The sequence below is a fragment of the Ectobacillus funiculus genome, from assembly GCF_004138295.1.
Taxonomy (GTDB): Bacteria; Bacillota; Bacilli; order Bacillales; family Bacillaceae_G; genus Ectobacillus; species Ectobacillus funiculus.
Genome location: NZ_SCFM01000058.1, coordinates 1 through 18,045 on the forward strand (window position 1 = coordinate 1; position 18,045 = coordinate 18,045).

14 protein-coding genes and 9 tRNA genes are annotated in these 18,045 nt (G+C 40.9%); 20 read left to right on the forward strand and 3 right to left on the reverse strand.

Annotated features, from left to right (window positions below; translation table 11 throughout):
* Positions 1-2 precede the first annotated feature (2 nt).
* The 15 genes from EP737_RS22080 (at position 3) to yhbH (ending at position 9,484) form a co-directional block, all read left to right on the forward strand.
* Positions 3-78, forward strand: a tRNA-Phe gene (locus EP737_RS22080).
* 29 nt (positions 79-107) lie between these two features.
* A tRNA-Thr gene (locus EP737_RS22085) sits at positions 108-180 on the forward strand.
* A 6-nt stretch (positions 181-186) separates the two neighbouring features.
* Positions 187-271 (forward strand) — tRNA-Tyr (locus EP737_RS22090).
* 5 nt (positions 272-276) lie between these two features.
* Positions 277-350, forward strand: a tRNA-Trp gene (locus EP737_RS22095).
* Positions 351-361: 11 nt separating this feature from the next.
* A tRNA-His gene (locus EP737_RS22100) sits at positions 362-437 on the forward strand.
* An 83-nt stretch (positions 438-520) separates the two neighbouring features.
* Positions 521-595 (forward strand) — tRNA-Gln (locus EP737_RS22105).
* 5 nt (positions 596-600) lie between these two features.
* Positions 601-675: transfer RNA gene (locus tag EP737_RS22110), tRNA-Gly, on the forward strand.
* A gap of 8 nt (positions 676-683) precedes the next feature.
* Positions 684-758, forward strand: a tRNA-Cys gene (locus tag EP737_RS22115).
* Between the two features lies 1 nt (position 759).
* Positions 760-840: transfer RNA gene (locus EP737_RS22120), tRNA-Leu, on the forward strand.
* Positions 841-1,032: 192 nt separating this feature from the next.
* Complete coding sequence (locus EP737_RS22125) at positions 1,033-1,683, forward strand: DsbA family protein (protein ID WP_129731051.1); 651 nt, start codon at positions 1,033-1,035, stop codon at positions 1,681-1,683.
* A gap of 1,201 nt (positions 1,684-2,884) precedes the next feature.
* Positions 2,885-4,027: a tRNA epoxyqueuosine(34) reductase QueG gene (gene queG, locus EP737_RS22130; protein ID WP_129731053.1), complete on the forward strand. Its 1,143-nt coding sequence runs from the start codon at positions 2,885-2,887 to the stop codon at positions 4,025-4,027.
* Positions 4,028-4,074: 47 nt separating this feature from the next.
* Entirely contained in the window at positions 4,075-4,971 is an 897-nt protein-coding gene (locus EP737_RS22135; RefSeq protein ID WP_129731055.1) for an amidase domain-containing protein, read from the forward strand.
* Between the two features lie 67 nt (positions 4,972-5,038).
* Positions 5,039-5,527, forward strand: a complete 489-nt coding sequence (gene trmL, locus EP737_RS22140) for a tRNA (uridine(34)/cytosine(34)/5-carboxymethylaminomethyluridine(34)-2'-O)-methyltransferase TrmL (protein ID WP_129731057.1) — start codon at positions 5,039-5,041, stop codon at positions 5,525-5,527.
* A gap of 542 nt (positions 5,528-6,069) precedes the next feature.
* Positions 6,070-7,965: a PrkA family serine protein kinase gene (locus EP737_RS22145; protein ID WP_129731059.1), complete on the forward strand. Its 1,896-nt coding sequence runs from the start codon at positions 6,070-6,072 to the stop codon at positions 7,963-7,965.
* A gap of 343 nt (positions 7,966-8,308) precedes the next feature.
* A complete protein-coding gene (gene yhbH, locus EP737_RS22150; RefSeq protein ID WP_129731061.1) occupies positions 8,309-9,484 on the forward strand; it encodes a sporulation protein YhbH in 1,176 nt (391 codons plus the stop codon).
* Positions 9,485-9,575: 91 nt separating this feature from the next.
* Here yhbH and EP737_RS22155 read toward each other — a convergent pair whose 3' ends face one another.
* From EP737_RS22155 to EP737_RS22165, 3 genes are read right to left on the reverse strand one after another with little or no spacing between them, the layout of a single operon-like run.
* A complete protein-coding gene (locus EP737_RS22155) occupies positions 9,576-9,836 on the reverse strand; it encodes an HPr family phosphocarrier protein (protein ID WP_129731063.1) in 261 nt (86 codons plus the stop codon).
* Positions 9,837-11,741, reverse strand: a complete 1,905-nt coding sequence (locus tag EP737_RS22160; RefSeq protein ID WP_129731065.1) for a PTS sugar transporter subunit IIA — start codon at positions 11,739-11,741, stop codon at positions 9,837-9,839. It abuts the gene before it with no gap.
* 4 nt (positions 11,742-11,745) lie between these two features.
* Complete coding sequence (locus EP737_RS22165; RefSeq protein ID WP_129731068.1) at positions 11,746-13,863, reverse strand: BglG family transcription antiterminator; 2,118 nt, start codon at positions 13,861-13,863, stop codon at positions 11,746-11,748.
* Positions 13,864-14,514: 651 nt separating this feature from the next.
* Between EP737_RS22165 and EP737_RS22170 the strand changes: the two genes are divergently transcribed.
* The 5 genes from EP737_RS22170 to EP737_RS22190 all read left to right on the forward strand — a co-directional run bounded on the left by EP737_RS22170 (position 14,515) and on the right by EP737_RS22190 (position 18,011).
* A complete protein-coding gene (locus EP737_RS22170) occupies positions 14,515-14,940 on the forward strand; it encodes a transcriptional regulator GutM (RefSeq protein WP_129731071.1) in 426 nt (141 codons plus the stop codon).
* A 27-nt stretch (positions 14,941-14,967) separates the two neighbouring features.
* Positions 14,968-15,513 (forward strand): PTS glucitol/sorbitol transporter subunit IIC, encoded by a 546-nt coding sequence (gene srlA, locus EP737_RS22175; RefSeq protein WP_129731073.1) that lies wholly within the window; start codon positions 14,968-14,970, stop codon positions 15,511-15,513.
* Between the two features lie 13 nt (positions 15,514-15,526).
* Positions 15,527-16,576, forward strand: a complete 1,050-nt coding sequence (gene srlE / locus EP737_RS22180) for a PTS glucitol/sorbitol transporter subunit IIB (protein ID WP_129731076.1) — start codon at positions 15,527-15,529, stop codon at positions 16,574-16,576.
* Between the two features lie 119 nt (positions 16,577-16,695).
* Entirely contained in the window at positions 16,696-17,061 is a 366-nt protein-coding gene (locus tag EP737_RS22185) for a PTS glucitol/sorbitol transporter subunit IIA (protein WP_129731079.1), read from the forward strand.
* A gap of 149 nt (positions 17,062-17,210) precedes the next feature.
* Positions 17,211-18,011 carry an SDR family oxidoreductase gene (locus EP737_RS22190; RefSeq protein ID WP_129731082.1) on the forward strand — a complete coding sequence of 267 codons (801 nt, stop codon included), beginning with the start codon at positions 17,211-17,213 and terminating at the stop codon, positions 18,009-18,011.
* Positions 18,012-18,045: the final 34 nt, after the last annotated feature.

Genomic DNA, 18,045 nt, shown 5'->3' on the forward strand with positions numbered 1-18,045 from the left:
ATGGCTCGGTAGCTCAGTCGGTAGAGCAGAGGACTGAAAATCCTCGTGTCGGCGGTTCGATTCCGTCCCGAGCCACCATTTATTACATTTTTTGAAAAAATTATAATGCCGGCTTAGCTCAATTGGTAGAGCAACTGACTTGTAATCAGTAGGTTGAGGGTTCAAGTCCTTTAGCCGGCATCATGTGGAGGGGTAGCGAAGTGGCTAAACGCGGCGGACTGTAAATCCGCTCCCTCAGGGTTCGGCGGTTCGAATCCGTCCCCCTCCACCATTTATAGGGGTATAGTTTAAAGGTAGAACAGAGGTCTCCAAAACCTCCAGTGTGGGTTCGATTCCTACTACCCCTGCCATTATTGTAATGGCGGCTGTGGCGAAGTGGTTAACGCATTGGATTGTGGCTCCAACACTCGTGGGTTCGATTCCCATCAGTCGCCCCATTTAGAACTTTACAGTGATTTTTGAATGGGTTATAATGGAAAGTAGCAGAAATTTGAAGAAGTAAATCATGAATTTTAATTAATGGGCTATAGCCAAGCGGTAAGGCAACGGACTTTGACTCCGTCATTCGTTGGTTCGAATCCAGCTAGCCCAGCCATATATGCGGAAGTAGTTCAGTGGTAGAATACAACCTTGCCAAGGTTGGGGTCGCGGGTTCGAATCCCGTCTTCCGCTCCAAGATATTCGGCGGCATAGCCAAGTGGTAAGGCCAAGGTCTGCAAAACCTTTATCCACCGGTTCGAATCCGGTTGCCGCCTCCATGCCGGTGTGGCGGAATTGGCAGACGCGCACGACTCAAAATCGTGTTCCTCTGGAGTGTCGGTTCGACCCCGACCACCGGTATAAAAAACCTTCACTATTAAAGTGAAGGTTTTTTCTTTATATAAAGAATGTGACAGCTTTTTGAACGAATGACCTTTCTGTTGGACGAGTTTCATCTACATTGGTATGATGTGTAATAGAAGATGCTTTCTGAGTATTACATGATGGAATGGCAATACTAGAAGTAAATACAATAGCAACGGAGAATAAAGGATGAAGTCTAAACAGTTTTCTACATTATTTATAATTTTTTCATTGGCATTCTTAGTTTTGATTGGGGTAATTGTTTATACAATTATCGGAAAGAAAACAGAGGATAAGCAGGATCCATTCTTATATAAGGAACAGCAAACCTTAGGAGACCAAGATGCGCCTGTCCATATTGTTGAGTTTGCGGATTTTAAATGTCCAGGCTGCCAAAAATGGGATGAGCATGTTTTTCCTGAAATTCAAAAAGAATATATTGAGACAGGAAAAGTTCAGTTTCATTTTATTAACTTCCCATTCATCGGGGACGATTCGGATTTAGGTGCTGCGGCAGGTGAAGCTATTTATAAACAAGATCATGCAGCTTTTTGGAAGTTTTACACTGCGTTATTTGAGGCTCAACAATCTACAGATCAAGTGTGGATTACGGAAGAGTTGCTTACGCAAATTGTAAAGGAGCAGCTACCTAAAATTAATGTAAAGCAGTTTCAAAAGGATTTGAATAGTGAAGCCATTCAAAAGAAGGTTCAGCAGGATAGAGATTTAGCCTTAGGGTTGAAGGTACAGGGAGCTCCTACTATTTATGTAAATGGAAACCTTGTAGATTCTAGCTATGATGGAATTAAAAATGCAGTTGAAAAGGCATTGAAGAAGTGACCGGTACTTCTTCTGCTGAAAAGTTTTTTACTCTCGTGTATACAAAAGGTCTTTGGGGTATTTATCCAAAGGCCTTTTCCTTTAGCGGGATATAAGAATCTAAAATTGATGTTGTTATGAATATAGCTAAGAGCTTTTGCTTTTTGAAAAATTTTCTTAACCATACTAGAGTCTGCTCGGCATTGGGAATCTTTTCAACAAATTTTGCGAAGACTAACTTTTTTCGACTTTTCTCGCTAAAATTCTTGTCGATTTTGTTGTTTCGTGCTATACTTCTAAACAGTTAACAAAAACTTCACAATTTCTTGAAGCGCAGGTATAACTTGATACGCAGTTGTCCAAGCTGATGCTGTGATCTTTATTCTCTTTAATTGCTTCAGAGAAATCTATAACTATTGTGCATAACGCAGTGTTTCGTTTCTTAGATTAAACGAAGCATTGCGTTTTTTAATGTTTATAAATGAATTATTTATCTTAAAGAAAACTCGCCGATTGGCGAGCCCTGTTCTTGGGCGAAGACAGAGGCGTAGTTGCACTTATACTGTATTCCTAACATTTCTCACTACGTCAAATTGGCTTCGAGCTAGAAATTTATACTTTTTTACAGTGTAAAGAAAACTCGCCGATTGGCGAGCCCTGTCCTTGGGCGAAGACAGAGGCGTAGTTGCACTTATACTGTATTCCTAACATTTCTCACTACGTCGAATTGGCTTCGAGCTAGAAATTTATAATTTCTTACAGTGTAAAGAAAACTCGCCGATTGGCGAGCCCTGTCCTTGGGCGAAGACAGAGGCGTAGTTGCACTTATACTGTATTCCTAACATTTCTCACTACGTCGAATTGGCTTCGAGCTAGAAATTTATACTTTTTTACAGTGTAAAGAAAACTCGCCGATTGGCGAGCCCTGTCCTTGGGCGAAGACAGAGGCGTAGTTGCACTTATACTGTATTCCTAACATTTCTCACTACGTCGAATTGGCTTCGAGCTAGAAATTTATAATTTCTTACAGTGTAAAGAAAACTCGCCGATTGGCGAGCCCTGTCCTTGGGCGAAGACAGAGGCGTAGTTGTATCTATACTGTATTCCTAACATTTCTCGCCACGTCAAATTGGCTTCGAGCTAGAAGTTTTTATACTTTCTGAAAGTGTAAAAATAAAATTAGAAAAATCGTGTAGAGGCAGAGGAAAGGGGGGTAACAAGTATGAATTGGGAACAGCTAAAATTAGATCTTATTGAATATAGCAAACACATTGGAATTGATAAAATTGGATTTGCGAGTGCAGAGCCGTTTCAGGAGCTTAAGCATCGCCTTCTTCGGCAGGAAGAACTTGGGTATCAGTCTGGATTTGAAGAGCCTGATATTGAGAAGCGGACAAATCCTCAACTAGTTTTGTCTGGTGCACAGTCTATTATTGCGATTGCACTTGCTTATCCTTCTAAGTTGAAGAATGCCCCACAAAGTAAACGGGGAGAACGCCGGGGGATCTTTTGCCGCGCTTCTTGGGGGCAGGATTATCATGCTGTGCTGCGAGATCGTTTACAGAAGCTGGAACAGTTTTTACAAGAGCGGGTGCCAAATGTTCAGGTGAAGTCCATGGTGGATACGGGAGAGTTAAGCGACCGTGCTGTTGCAGAGCGAGCTGGCATTGGCTGGAGCGGGAAAAATTGTGCGATTATTACGCCTGAGTTTGGTTCGTATGTATACTTAGGAGAGATGCTGACAAACCTTCCGTTTTCACCGGATATCCCGCTTGAAGAAGGCTGCGGTACGTGTAATAAATGTGTGGAGGTTTGTCCGACAGGTGCGCTTATACAGGGAGGACAGCTTGATTCACAAAAATGTATTGCGTTTTTAACGCAAACAAAAGGGTTTTTAGCTGAGGAATATCGGGTGAAAATTGGGAACCGTTTGTATGGCTGTGATACATGTCAAACAGTATGTCCTAAAAACAAAGGCATTGATTTTCATCTTCATCCAGAAATGGAAGCAAATCCAGAACTGGTGAAGCCTTTATTGAAGCCTCTTCTTACGATTGGGAATCGTGAGTTTAAGGAGAAATACGGTTATATGTCCGGGTCGTGGCGCGGTAAAAAGCCGATTCAGCGAAATGCAATTCTTGCGTTGGCGCATTACAAGGATGAAACTGCGGTTCCAGATTTAATTGCTGTTATGAAGCAGGATCCGCGGCCTGTTATGCGTGGAACAGCAGCATGGGCACTTGGAAGGATCGGAATGAAGGAAGCTGCAGAAGAGATTGAAAAGGCAAAGCAAGCAGAGCAAGATGAACAGGTACTCGCGGAAATGGAAAAAGGTTTAATTATGCTGCAAGATATACAAAATTAGCAGATTCTTCATCCCTTCTTCATATTGTAAGATGAGGGGGAATGAGAATGGGAGTGAAAGCAGCGCTCGAGACAATCATTCGTCATCAAATGAATTTTCTCGTTGGAAATGAACGTGCAAGCGTCCATTTAAAAGGGGATGCTGCCCATGTTTTAAGGCGCAAGAAGGAGCTACTGAAGGAACGAAAAGCGGAGATTATAAAATGTGACGCGCGGGTGAGCGTGATTCGGGAGCTTGCTATAGGGCAGCGGAAGGATGTGGACTATGTCGTTCACTTTCAATACTTCATTCGTCAAAAGGATCTTTTCTACGCGGAGGAGGAGCAGGTGTATCGCCGTGCAATATTTGAGAGGGGACGGCTCGAGGATGATCGGTATGCTGCATATGAAACAATGGACGAAGCAGGAGAGACACTAGAGAGAGAAGTGACGAAGGGAAAGGGAAGTCCAATTCCGTATAAATATAGCCGCCTTGAAGCTGTGAAATACGCTGAAGCCTGGTGGAATGGCCGTAATCCGGCATATAGTAACTTTCAGGATAATTGCACAAATTTTATTTCACAATGCTTACATGCTGGAGGATCCCCAATGAACGGTTATCCAAGTGTTGGGAGGGGATGGTGGCATCAAAATCAGCAATGGAGTTGGAGTTGGTCAGTTGCTCATTCTTTTCAACGGTACTTGACCGGAGCTACTATTGGCCTGCGGGCTCAGCAGGTAGAAAAGCCTGAGGAGCTTCTTCTTGGCGATGTAATTGCGTATGATTTTGAAAATGATGGACGGTGGAATCATACGACAATTGTGACGGCAAAGGATGCAAATGGTATGCCCCTTGTGAATGCACATTCAGCCGATAGCCGGAGACGCTACTGGGCCTACCAAGATTCAAGTAAATATACACCGCAAATGAAATATAAGTTTTTTCGTATTCTTGATAATGTATAGGCAGCGCAATGGCTGCCTGTTTTCTTTTTGTCTGCAGGTGATATAATACTGGGTAGAGGTGAAATTTGTGGGAGTACATGTTGTTTTATATCAACCAGAAATTCCAGCGAATACAGGAAATATTGCACGTACGTGCGCGGTAACAGGTGCAAAGCTGCATCTAATTCGTCCGCTTGGCTTTTCCGAAGATGATAAAACGCTAAAACGTGCAGGGCTTGATTATTGGGAATTTGTTGAGATTACATATTACGATTCGCTAGATGAGTTTTATGAAAAAAATGCAGCGGGAGAGTTTTTCTATTTAACAAAGTTTGGAGAAAAAAGGCACTCTTCCTTTGACTACAGTGATTTGCAAAAGGATTATTATTTTGTATTTGGGAAAGAAACGACAGGCTTACCGAAGGATGTAATTCAAAGGAATTTTGACCGCTGTCTGCGTATTCCGATGACTGAGCATGTTCGTTCCTTGAATTTATCTAATACGGCAGCTATTCTCGTGTATGAAGCACTGCGTCAACAAAATTACCCGGAATTATTGAAGGGTTTTAAGAAATAAAGAGCTGCCGATTATATGGCAGCTCTTTATTTCTTAATTATTTGCGCCTGGTTTATCGTTATAGCCGGCAGTGAATATGGCGCTTAGAAATGCGATGATTACGCCTAGAATGAGTATAAATTTCATTGTAATTCCTCCCTCTATGTAATATCCCCGCTTTTTTATTATACAGAAAATTTCTTTTCATTTGTTAGCATAAGCCTTGAAAGCGCTGTAATCTTTTTTGCGGAACAAATATGTGTCTGGTACGAAATAGCAGCAGCCCCAATCTATCAAGGCTACTGGCTCTTATTTATACTGTAAAAAATACAAATTTCCAGCTGGAAATGGATTCGACGCAGTCAGAAATTTTAGGAATACAGTATAAGTAGGGCTACGCCTCTGTCTTTGTCCGAGGGCGGGGCTCACCAATCGGCGAGCTTTCTATAAAAGACCTAAACTTCTAGAATTTTACTCTTTTCTGATTCTTGAGAATGTTTAAGGACATCCTCGCATAAAGTTATAATAATCCTTTTGGAACAAGAGAATGGGGGAGGTCCGATATGGATATTTTAAGAAGGATTGAGCAGCATCGGGAAGCAGAGCATCGTTTACAGTGGGAAGGCACATTTGCCGAGTATTTGGAAATTGTGAAGGAACAGCCGTGGGTCGCTCAAACTGCCCACTCCCGCATTTACAACATGATTCGTGATGCTGGTATTGAGGAAGTTGATGGGCGCAGGCATTATAAATTTTTCAGCAACCAGCTGTTTGGCTTAGAGGAAGCACTAGAACGGCTTGTGGAGGAATATTTCCACCCTGCCGCAAAGAGACTTGATGTAAGAAAACGGATTTTACTTCTTATGGGACCGGTCAGCGGCGGAAAATCGACGCTGGTTACGATGCTAAAACGCGGCCTTGAAGCATATTCACATACAAATCAAGGTGCAATTTATGCAATTAAAGGATGCCCGATGCATGAGGATCCATTGCATTTAATACCGCACCATTTGCGAGATGAATTTTACCAAGAATACGGTGTGCGTATCGAAGGTAATCTATCACCATTAAATTTAATGAGACTTGAGAAGGAATATGGCGGTCGTATTGAAGATATGCTGGTAGAACGCGTATTTTTGTCCGAAGACCGACGTGTTGGAATTGGAACATTTAGTCCATCCGATCCGAAGTCACAGGATATTGCTGATTTAACGGGAAGTATTGACTTTTCGACAATTGCGGAGTATGGCTCTGAATCTGACCCGCGTGCTTACCGCTTTGACGGAGAACTCAATAAAGCAAACCGCGGTATGATGGAGTTTCAAGAAATGCTTAAGTGTGACGAGAAGTTTTTATGGCATTTGCTTTCCTTGACGCAGGAAGGAAACTTTAAAGCAGGCCGTTTTGCCCTAATCTCAGCGGATGAGCTGATTGTGGCACACACGAATGAAACAGAGTATCGTTCCTTTATCTCCAATAAGAAAAATGAAGCCCTACACTCTCGGATTATCGTAATGCCGATCCCTTACAACTTGCGTGTTAGCGAGGAGGAACGCATTTACGAAAAAATGATCCGTGAAAGCGATGTAGCTGATGTTCATATTGCACCGCACACATTCCGTGTCGCAGCTATGTTTACAATCTTAACCCGACTTAAGGATCCAAAACGCCCAGATATCGATTTAATCAAAAAAATGCGTCTGTATGATGGAGAAATGGTCGAAGGCTACAACTCTATCGATGTAGAAGAAATGCAGCGGGAGTACCAGGATGAAGGGATGAGCGGTATTGATCCGCGTTACGTCATCAACCGCATTTCCTCTACAATTATTCGAAAGGAAATACCATCTATTAACGCGTTGGATGTTCTTCGTTCCTTAAAAGATGGTCTCGATCAGCATCCATCTATTAGTAACGAAGACCGTGAACGCTATATGAACTTTATTTCCTTAGCTCGCAAGGAGTATGACAATATTGCGAAGAAGGAAGTACAAAAAGCGTTTGTCTACTCATATGAAGAATCTGCTAAAACATTGATGGATAACTATCTAGATAATGTAGAGGCTTATTGCAATAAGGCAAAGCTGCGTGATCCATTAACAGGCGAAGAAATGAGCCCAGATGAAAAGCTTATGCGTTCAATTGAAGAACAAATTGGAATTTCAGAAAATGCGAAAAAGGCATTCCGCGAAGAAATTCTCATCCGTATTTCTGCGTATGCACGCAAAGGAAAGCGATTCGATTACAATTCACACGAGCGCTTGCGTGAAGCGATCCAGAAGAAGCTGTTTGCAGATTTGAAGGATGTTGTTAAAATCACTACATCAACTAAAACGCCGGATGAACGTCAGTTGAAGAAGATTAATGATGTTGTAGCGAGATTGATAGATGAATATGGCTATAACTCTACATCCGCCAATGAGCTGCTTCGCTATGTAGGGAGCTTGTTAAATCGGTAACGTGCAAAAAAAGTGTGCCTAAAGGCATGCTTTTTTTGTCCACATATAAGTAATTTCCTTGCATTCTTGTAGATATGTTTTCTATACGGAGCGGTCGCATTAGAAAAGCATTTTTATGCAAGTCCGCGCAAAAAAATGAGGATGTCCAATTCTGAAATTATTTGTCAATTATTTGTGCTGCCTGCATAAGATAGAGTAACCAACCATTCATACCCAAAAGTAAAAAGGCCGACAACATACTATATGCATCTGTATGTGAAACGGTGCATCAGCTAAGCGTAATTATATTTAAGTTCTACAGTTGCTTTACAAACCAAACTAAAAATAGAAGGAGGGAAACACGGTGAGTGAAGATAACAACTATAATTATACGATTGCAAGAGAAGATTGGTCCCTCCACCGAAAAGGTCACGACGATCAACAGCGTCATCAGGAGAAGGTCCAGGAAGCAATTAAGAATAATCTTGCTGATTTAATTACCGAGGAAAGCATCGTCATGTCTAATGGAAAAGACGTGGTGAAAATTCCAATTCGCTCTCTAGATGAATACAAAATTCGTTATAACTATGACAAAAACAAGCATGTGGGTCAAGGGAGCGGTGACAGCAAGGTAGGCGATGTTGTAGCCCGTGACGGTTCGAGCGGAGGACAGCAAAAAGGACCGGGAAAAGGCAAGGGAGCAGGTGACCAGGCCGGAGATGATTACTATGAGGCCGAGGTTTCGATTTTAGAGCTTGAGCAGGCACTATTTAGTGAGCTTGAGTTGCCAGATTTAAAACGTAAGGAAACCGATGAAAATAAGCTAGAGCATATTGAATTTAATGATATTCGCAAAACAGGACTCATGGGTAATATTGATAAGAAACGAACGATGATGACTGCTTATAAGCGTAATGCCATGAGCGGGAAGCCATCCTTTCATCCAATTCACCCAGAGGATTTAAAATTCCGTACATGGAATGAGGTACTAAAGCCTGAATCAAAGGCGGTTGTGCTTGCGATGATGGATACGAGCGGTTCGATGGGGATTTGGGAGAAGTATATGGCCCGCAGCTTTTTCTTCTGGATGGCTCGCTTTTTACGTACAAAATATGAAACGGTCGATATTGAATTTATCGCCCATCATACAGAAGCGAAGGTCGTTACAGAAGAGGAATTCTTCTCAAAAGGCGAGAGCGGTGGAACGATTTGTTCCTCAGCTTACAGAAAGGCGCTAGAATTGATTGAAACAAAATATTCACCAGACCGTTATAATATCTATCCATTCCATTTCTCTGACGGTGACAATCTCACATCTGATAACGCACGTTGCGTAAAGCTTGTGCAGGATTTAATGAAGGTATCTAACATGTTTGGCTACGGTGAGGTTAACCAATATAATCGCCATTCGACCCTCATGTCAGCGTATAAAAATGTGAAGGATGAGAAGTTCCGTTATTATATCTTAAAGCAAAAAGCCGATGTGTTTCATGCGATGAAGAGCTTCTTTAAGCAGGAACAGACGGAAAAGAGCAGCTAAAAAAGAGCCTTGCGTACAAAGGGAGCATGTACGCAGGGCTTTTTGTATCTGCCTCAACCCTAGAAAAAGAGCGATTATGAATAAGGTTCTGTCAGATAAACTCTCTATTAATCAATTGAATCAAAGCTCTCATGGCTTCCGTTTCATCTTCTCCATCAATCTGTATAGAAATAACCTCTCTTTCTTTAATTTCTAGCTTGAGAAGACCGATAGCGCTTTTCCCGTTTACAATCCTCCCGTTGTAGCCGATTTTAATATCGGAGGAGAATCCTTGGGCTGCAGCGGCAAACATCGTTGCTGGGCGGAGGTGGAAGCCAAATGTATTTTTTACTAGCATTTCTTCTACAATCATTTAAATTCTATTCCCTTCTCCTTTGTTATGAGACTTAGCCAAGCCATTCTTGATAATTTGAATAATTTCCTTACGGGTTGTAGCATGGATTAGCCCATTCACTGTATCCTTTTGTTCAATGATTTCGGCTAAACGTGAAAGAATGGATAATTGTTTTTCTCCCTTTCCAGCTATAGCTATCAAAATGTAAGCCTTTTGTCCATCCGCGAAAGTGATTCCTTCTGGATATTGTGCAATAGAGATTCCTGCTTTTTTAATCTGATCACTTTTGGCATTCATCCCGTGCGGAAGAGCTACTCCGTTTCCAAGATAAGTGGAGAAAACCCGTTCGCGTTGCTTCATTTCCTCGATATAATGACTTCCTACATTCCCTCTATGAATCAGTACAGTCCCGACTTGTTCAATCGCTTTCCATTTATCCTTTGCTTTCATATTCAGAAGAACATGTTCTTCATTCAGATCCTCAAAGGCATCAATTGTGTCAGAATTCCCAACAGGTTCACCCCCCTGTTGAGCTTTAAGCCGCGGAATCAATTCTTCATGAAATGATCGATCTAGAAAGGATGTAACAGAAATATGCTCTGCTTGAGGAGCACATGCATGAGCTCGTTCTGTTAACCGAATATTGGATATGACGATATCAGCATCTTGAGGAATATCGTCGACGGAAAGGTTATCCACCATTATATCTAAATTTTCCTGCTTTAGCCTTTTTTGTAACGCAGCGGCTCCCATTGCGCTTGAGCCCATTCCTGCATCACAAGCAAAAATGATATTTTTCACTTCCATCTTTTTCTCCTTAGCTTCCAATGGAGTTAACAGACTATCGTATATGTCTTCGTGTATAACTTCATCTATAACCTCATCTATAATTTCAGTTTGATGGATGGCTCTTCTTTTATGATCATAGGAAAGTACAAGGACAGATCCAAAAAAACTCACCGCAGCCGAGGCGAGAAAGCCGACAGCAACTGCCATATGTGTTCCTTTTGCTGCCATCATCAGCAATAAAATAACACTGCCCGGTGAAGGAGTAGCAGCTAATCCAGCGTCAAGCAGGTAGAAGAGTAAATTTCCTGCCATTCCCCCTAGGATAAGAGGAATGAGAAGTAAAGGCTGCATAAGCGCATAAGGAAAATATACCTCATGAATTCCCCCGAGGACATGGACTGGAAGAGCTGCTTTTAGATTTTCCTTTTCCTTCCCGTTTAAATAGAAATAGCACCCTAGTAACATCCCGAATCCTGGACCTGGGTTTGTTTCTAGAAGAAATAAGAGAGACTTTCCGTTTTCCTGTGCTTGTTGGATACCTAATGGCTCTAAAATACCGTGGTTGATTACGCTATTAAAAAATAAGGCCTTTCCTGGTTCAATAATAAGAGCTAGTAATGGCAGATAGCCAGATTGGGTCAGGAATTCTACTTGCTGAAGGATAACATTCATCATCTTTATGAAGATAGGGTTAGCCCACTGAATACCGATACATATAAATAGGATTGCGGTTAGAGCATCAATAATATTATTAAACAGTAGCTCAAACCCTGTCGGTATTCTCCCCTCCAGCCATCGATTTATGTTCTTAATACTATACCCTATGGCAGGACCGATTACCATAGAGGGCAGGATCATCGGTATGCTTGAGGGATTTTCTATGACTAATACAAACATAACGATAGCCGCAACAACGCCTCCCCGATGTTTGCCTAGCATCTGAGCGGAGGTGTAGGCAAACAGGACAGGAATAAAATAGCTGACCATAAGAACTGCTACTTGGTAAATTTCTTGATTAGGTGACCAGCCAATAGGACCGAATACTACTCTGATTAGACCTACAAGAATCAACACAGCCATATTTTTGAATACCATTCTGCTTATCAAACGGCCAATTCGATCTAAATATTTCATATGTTCACCTACTCAATAATGCGTTTGATTTCAATAAGTATCCTTTTCCGAGAACAGATTTAATTTGATTTTTAGCTTCTTCCATATCTGCTCCCCCTAGAGCTCTAACAAAATCATCTTCAATTAATGCTTTACTCACTTCACTAATAATTTCAATATGTTCTTTCGGGGCGCCTTTTGGAGCGAGCAGGACTAGTACTGTACGAACGCCTGTGTTATGCTCCCAGTCTACGTCTCTTTCTACTTTAAACAAGCAGATACACATCTGATTGATGAGATGACTGCGGCAATGGAGCATCGCGAGCCTTTCTTCTTCAATAACTAATGCTCCTATTTCTTCTCTTTTCCGCAGCTCTTCTGCGAGAGATGCAGAATCAATCTCAGTAAACCGGGAGTGTACATATTCTGCTACTTGCTTGATAACTTCTTCCTTTGTTGACGCATCACTATCAGTACAAATAAACACATGATTCAATAACTGCGTCATGGCCTCTCCGTAACGATTGACCTTCTGAACGGTGTCTTCAATTTCGATGTTTGTATGCACAATTCCCCGCTCTCCCTTCTCTAAACTTTTTAATTGTTTTAAATACCCTTCAATTAGTTGAATATCCTGGGGAAGGAGAAACGGATTCACTACAACTACCACTTGTCCTTCGCATTCAAATGGCACTGTTGAAATAATTAAATCAACTGGCGGATTTTTTCTAATCCATTCACTAAGATGAAGAAGGGAAACAACATCCACAACTTCTATATAAGAAAATTGCTTTTCAATCTGGGCTGATAGCAAGTGGGAAGTTCCGATTCCACTCGTGCAAACAAGAAGTACACGATAGGATTTATTCTTGAGCTCCTCATTTCTTACCGCTGCAGCACCAAAATGCATAGCCAAATATCCGATTTCCTCTTCTGGGACCCGGCAGTGCAATTTCTTTTCTAAGTATGTGGCTGCCTTATTGGTAGCAGCAAAAATATGAGGATATTTTTCTTTAATGTTCCCCAGAAGAGGATTTCGAAATTCCATATTTAACTTAATTCGATGAATAGCTGATCTCAAATGTGTGCTTAGGTGTTCGATAAGTGAAGAGTCGCTAGCTAAATTGACCCTAATTTCGTTTTCTACAATGTGTATCATATGATACACATATTCATCGATTTCATTTGTATAGATAGGAGCTGAATGTAATCTTTTCACCTTGGCTCCCAAAAGATGCATTGTAATATACCCAATTTCACTGTAGGGGATCTGGATTGCAAGAAGGGAATCCAGGTCTTCCGCCATTTTGCCGGCAGCTTCATATTCCTGCGTATCCTTTATGCTGTTAAAAGCATCTGGAGCAATTGTAATAATCTCACCGTTTTTTAAACGTTGAACAGCTAATGCGATATGAACGACTAAACCCACATAGGCGCTATCCGTTAGGATGTAACCCCATTCCTCGGTTTTCTGTACCACCGTTTCAATTTTGGATATTGTGTCAGGATCAATAAATTGCAGCAGCCGGTTTCGGATGGAAAGGTGCAGTTTTACCTTATCGGAAGAAGGATCCGAATAGGTGGAAAGAACCTCCATCAATTGTTCCTGACTAAAATGCTGATAAAATAAATCAACAATTGCCTCTCGAATGCTTTTTTCATTTCCCTCAATATAAACCCCGAATCCAGGCTTACGGATAAGCTTGATACCATGTTTTTCAAACCAAGGCTCGATCTTTAGCAGGTCATTGCTAATCGTTGCTTCTGTCACATTAAATTTTGTACTGAAATAGTAAAGCTTGGTTGGTTCTTTTAATGTGAGCAACAATTGCTTCAGAATATATTGACGTTCCTCAGGTGAAAATATTTTATTGGATTGATTGATGGACAAGTACTGCAGCAGCTTCTCGCGAGCATACTCCTCACCTTCTAAAGACAGCCCAACTCCTGTCTTTTTATTTAAGATAAGACCATAGGCCTCCAAAAAATGATCCAATCCGACCAGCTCCCTTTGAACGGTGCGGCCGCTAATTGCAATCTCCTTTGAAATTTCCTTCAATGTTACCGGAGAAGGAGACCTTAGGAGAAGCAAGAGAATTTGCTGTTGCCTAGAGTTAAGCTGAATTTCTCCTTTTTCGAGCATTACGAACACTCCTGACAAAATTTAATATCGAAATAATATTATGCGTATTCATCATGTAAAGTCAACGACAAAATTAAAGAGAGAGACTAGCTAGGAAAAAAAAGAGGTGAATTTTTTCTATATTTAAGAAAGGAGAGGCTTCCAGCTAAGATGTTAACTTGATGTATCTAGAAATTTGAGGGTCGAAATTCAAGTGCAACTAATCCTCTATCTTCACCTGATGGCTCACCAATTAGCAAGTTTTCTTTACTACTTCTATGGGAGTAATTAACGTTGAGACTATTCACTTCCTAATATCTGAATCTCTTTTTCCTTTACAATTTAAGAAATTATAAATTTCTAGCTGGAAGACAATTCGCGTAGTTAGAAATTTTAGGAACAAAGTATAAGTAGGGCTACGTCTCTGTCTTCGCCCAAGGGCAGGGATTGCCAATCGGCGAGTTTTCTTTATTAAAAAATGTCATTATGTCAATCGCGACATTTTTTAATGTATATCCCTTAAAAAATGTCGTGATTATGATTGTGACAATGTTATATATGTAAGTGATTACATTATCTATTGTGTCGTAATATAATCAATCCATAGAAAGAAATTTAATTTTGTCGACAATCACTTGTTGTTCTGTTCGACTTTTGAAAGGGAGGGAATTCATGATTTGGTACATCATTGTTTTAATCGGTTGTTCATGGCTTCTCCAAAGTATTTTGGGTTTTTTTCAGATTAGACATTTTAATAAGAAATATGCCGAGCTGAGAAAACTAGGAAGAGTGGCGATTGGGAAGAAAACGGCAATGTTTCGGGCTGGTACGGTTGTTATGTTTGCAATTGACCGGAAAAATACTATTTTAAGGGCTGCTAGAATGCAAGGAGTAACAGTCTTCTCGGGAGTAAGAAATTTAAAAGGTTTTGAGGGGAAAAACTTATTAAAATTAAGTGAAGAGGATCTTCAGAAGGTAAATAAATTAACAAAATTGGCCATTCACGATGCTTTGAACAGCTACCATATCATCGCTAAAGGAGGTGAGTTAAAGGTTAAGAGAGGATGGATCGACCTATTTATACCAGCTAAAAAATAAAAATAAATACGTTGAGGTGAAAGCAAGATGGATTACATTGTAAAGTTCGCAGATGGATTTATGGGCTTGTTTAGAGCAGGCGCTGAAACTTTCGTAAGCTTAGTAACTGGAATTGTACCATTATTGATTATGCTTTTGATTGCCATGAATGCTCTCATTCGTCTAGTCGGGGAAGAAAGAGTAGAGAAGCTGGCAAGAAAGTCAGGTAAAAACCCGTTCACAAGATATTTTGTTCTTCCAATCATCGGAACATTTGTGTTAGCGAACCCAATGACATTATCGCTAGGCAGATTTCTGCCAGAAAAATATAAACCGAGTTATTATGCGGCGGCGTCATTTTCTTGTCACACACACAATGGACTGTTCCCACATGTTAATCCAGGAGAATTATTCGTATTCTTAGGAATTGCGGCCGGGATTACAACACTCGGCTTTGAAACGACAGAATTGGCGGTTCGTTATTTTCTGGTAGGGATTGTGACGAACTTTCTAAGAGGCTGGGTAACAGATATAACAACAGCCTTTGTAGCGAAACAACAAGGTGTGAAGTTGAAAGAAGCAGTTGATCTATAAGGAGGGGAAACACATGGGTACAAGCAGCGCAGTAATCGGAGGAGAAGGCAAAGTGGCTCAAAGCTATAACCCTATTCTTGTACAAGCAGGACCAGGCGGATTTGGTGGTCCGTTAGTAATTACGCCGACAGAAACGAAAAACAAAGTTGTGTATATTACAGGTGGAACGAAGCCTGATATCGCGGATCGAATTGCAGAATTAACAGGCTGTGAATTAGTGGATGGCTTTAAAACAAGTGTTCCAGAGAGCGAAATGGCCTGTGTCATTATCGACTGTGGCGGAACCTTACGATGCGGTTTATATCCACAAAAACGAATCATGACAATTAACGTCATGCCAACAGGAAAGAGTGGTCCATTGGCAAAGCACATTACAGAAGACATTTATGTCTCTGGAGTAAAACCGGCGAATATCAGCTTGTATGAAGGTGCGGCAACACCTCAAACAGCTAATGTTCAATCTACTGCTGAAGCAGAAAAAAGCAATCAACCTAAGTATAGCGCAGGTAAGAAAATTAGTGAACAGCAAAAACCTAAAGGTGCGATTGCACGTATTGGTATGGCTATGGGCTCCATTGTCAGCGTATTTTATCAAGCAGGCCGTGAAGCGATTGATACAGTTATCAAAACGATTTTGCCATTCATGGGATTTGTTGCGATGTTAATTGGTGTCATTAAAGCATCTGGACTTGGGGATGTAGTTGCAAAGTATTTGTCACCGTATGCAGGCACCTTACCTGGATTACTCTTAATTTCTCTAGTTTGTTCCTTCCCGTTACTTTCACCATTTTTAGGACCTGGATCTGTTATTGCGCAAGTAATCGGTACATTGATTGGTGTGGAAATTGGAAAAGGGAACATTCCAGCTCATCTGGCATTACCAGCGCTTTTCGCAATTAACTCTCAAGCTGCGGCAGACTTCGTTCCAGTAGGGCTAGGACTAGCAGAGGCCGAGGTTGAAACGATTGAAGTCGGAGTACCCGCTGTTTTATATTCCCGTTTCTTAACAGGAGCACCAACGGTATTTATTGCATGGCTCGCAAGCTTTGGAATGTATGAATAAAGCTTGAAAAGGATAAATAATTATTTGATTCATCATGAAGAAGGCGGAGAGAAATACAATCAATTCATCTTGATGTTATTTCTCTCTATAAACTCACATAGGATGTTGGAGGAATTAATATGCAAACAGTTTACCAAACTACAATTAATAAAATTGGTTCATCTGTATCAGACTTTCTTGGAGAAAAAATGTTTATTTTATTCGGAGATAATGCTCCTGCTGAACTAGCGGACTACTGCTTATTAATTAATGTAAAAGAAATTGACGGTGAAATTGGACAAGGGGACGTTTTAGTATTCAATAACAAAGAATATAAAATTACAGCTGTAGGCGATGCAGTGAAAAAGAACTTGGGATCACTAGGACATATTACATTGAACTTTAATGGCTTCGATACTCCTGAACTGCCAGGGACTTTATATCTTGAGGATACTGACATTCAAGTTCCAGAAGTGGGCTCGCAGATTCAGATCCTTAGAAAATAGAGTTAGTAATTTAATAGTAATAGAAAGACTTTTCCTAGAGGATCATTCAGGAAATCCAAAAATTACAAGGAAGAATCGGAAGTTATTTCGTATTTTCGCTTTTCTAAATCATACTCAATTTTATATAGCTAATTAAGGGGGAAAAGAAAATGAATCAATCATGGTTACAATTAGAAAATCAAGTAGCAATTGTTACAGGCGGCGCATCTGGAATCGGCTTAAAAATAACAGAGAATTTGGTAAAGAACGGCGCAAAGGTTATTGTTGCTGATCTGAGTGTAAGTACTGGGGAACAAGCTGATGGAACATACCATATCCAATGCAATGTCACGAATAAACAAAGCGTTGAGAATATGATAAGCCAAGCCGTAGAACGATTTGGAACAGTAGACATTTTGGTTAACAATGCTGGTGTGAACTTACCGCGTTTACTTGTTGACTTCCGTGGCGAAAAGCCGGAGTACGAGTTAAATGATAAGGATTTCGACTTCATGGTTGCTGTGAATCAGAAGGGACCATACCTTTGTGCACAAGCAGCTGCGCGAGTAATGATCAAAAATAATAAGGGTGTTATTATTAATGTTTCCTCCGAAGCGGGCATGGAGGGATCTGCCGGGCAAAGTGCTTATTCTGCTACAAAGGGTGCTGTTAATGGATTCACCCGTTCTTGGGCTAAAGAACTTGGGAAATTTAACATCCGTGTAGTTGGTGTTGCACCAGGGATTAATGAACAAACTGGTTTAACAACACCTGCTTATAATGAAGCATTAGCTTATACACGGGGAGTAACAGTAGAGGGTCTTGGAACAGATTACAGTAAAGCAATCCCGCTTGGGCGTCCCGGACAGCTGGATGAAATCGGTGAACTGATTACGTATCTGGCTTCAGACCGTGCAAGCTATATCACAGGTACGACTGTAAACATTTCAGGTGGAAAGTCCCGCGGGTAAATCCTGTAACAAGCATAAGCATTCCTGCCAAATA

Coding starts and splice junctions, on each gene's coding strand:
- EP737_RS22125 (WP_129731051.1), top strand. CDS start 1,033: ATGAAGTCTAAACAGTTTTCTACATTATTTATAATTTTTTCATTGGCA.
- queG (WP_129731053.1), top strand. CDS start 2,885: ATGAATTGGGAACAGCTAAAATTAGATCTTATTGAATATAGCAAACAC.
- EP737_RS22135 (WP_129731055.1), top strand. CDS start 4,075: ATGGGAGTGAAAGCAGCGCTCGAGACAATCATTCGTCATCAAATGAAT.
- EP737_RS22145 (WP_129731059.1), top strand. CDS start 6,070: ATGGATATTTTAAGAAGGATTGAGCAGCATCGGGAAGCAGAGCATCGT.
- EP737_RS22155 (WP_129731063.1), bottom strand. CDS start 9,836: ATGATTGTAGAAGAAATGCTAGTAAAAAATACATTTGGCTTCCACCTC.
- EP737_RS22160 (WP_129731065.1), bottom strand. CDS start 11,741: ATGAAATATTTAGATCGAATTGGCCGTTTGATAAGCAGAATGGTATTC.
- EP737_RS22165 (WP_129731068.1), bottom strand. CDS start 13,863: ATGCTCGAAAAAGGAGAAATTCAGCTTAACTCTAGGCAACAGCAAATT.
- EP737_RS22170 (WP_129731071.1), top strand. CDS start 14,515: ATGATTTGGTACATCATTGTTTTAATCGGTTGTTCATGGCTTCTCCAA.
- srlA (WP_129731073.1), top strand. CDS start 14,968: ATGGATTACATTGTAAAGTTCGCAGATGGATTTATGGGCTTGTTTAGA.
- srlE (WP_129731076.1), top strand. CDS start 15,527: ATGGGTACAAGCAGCGCAGTAATCGGAGGAGAAGGCAAAGTGGCTCAA.
- EP737_RS22185 (WP_129731079.1), top strand. CDS start 16,696: ATGCAAACAGTTTACCAAACTACAATTAATAAAATTGGTTCATCTGTA.
- EP737_RS22190 (WP_129731082.1), top strand. CDS start 17,211: ATGAATCAATCATGGTTACAATTAGAAAATCAAGTAGCAATTGTTACA.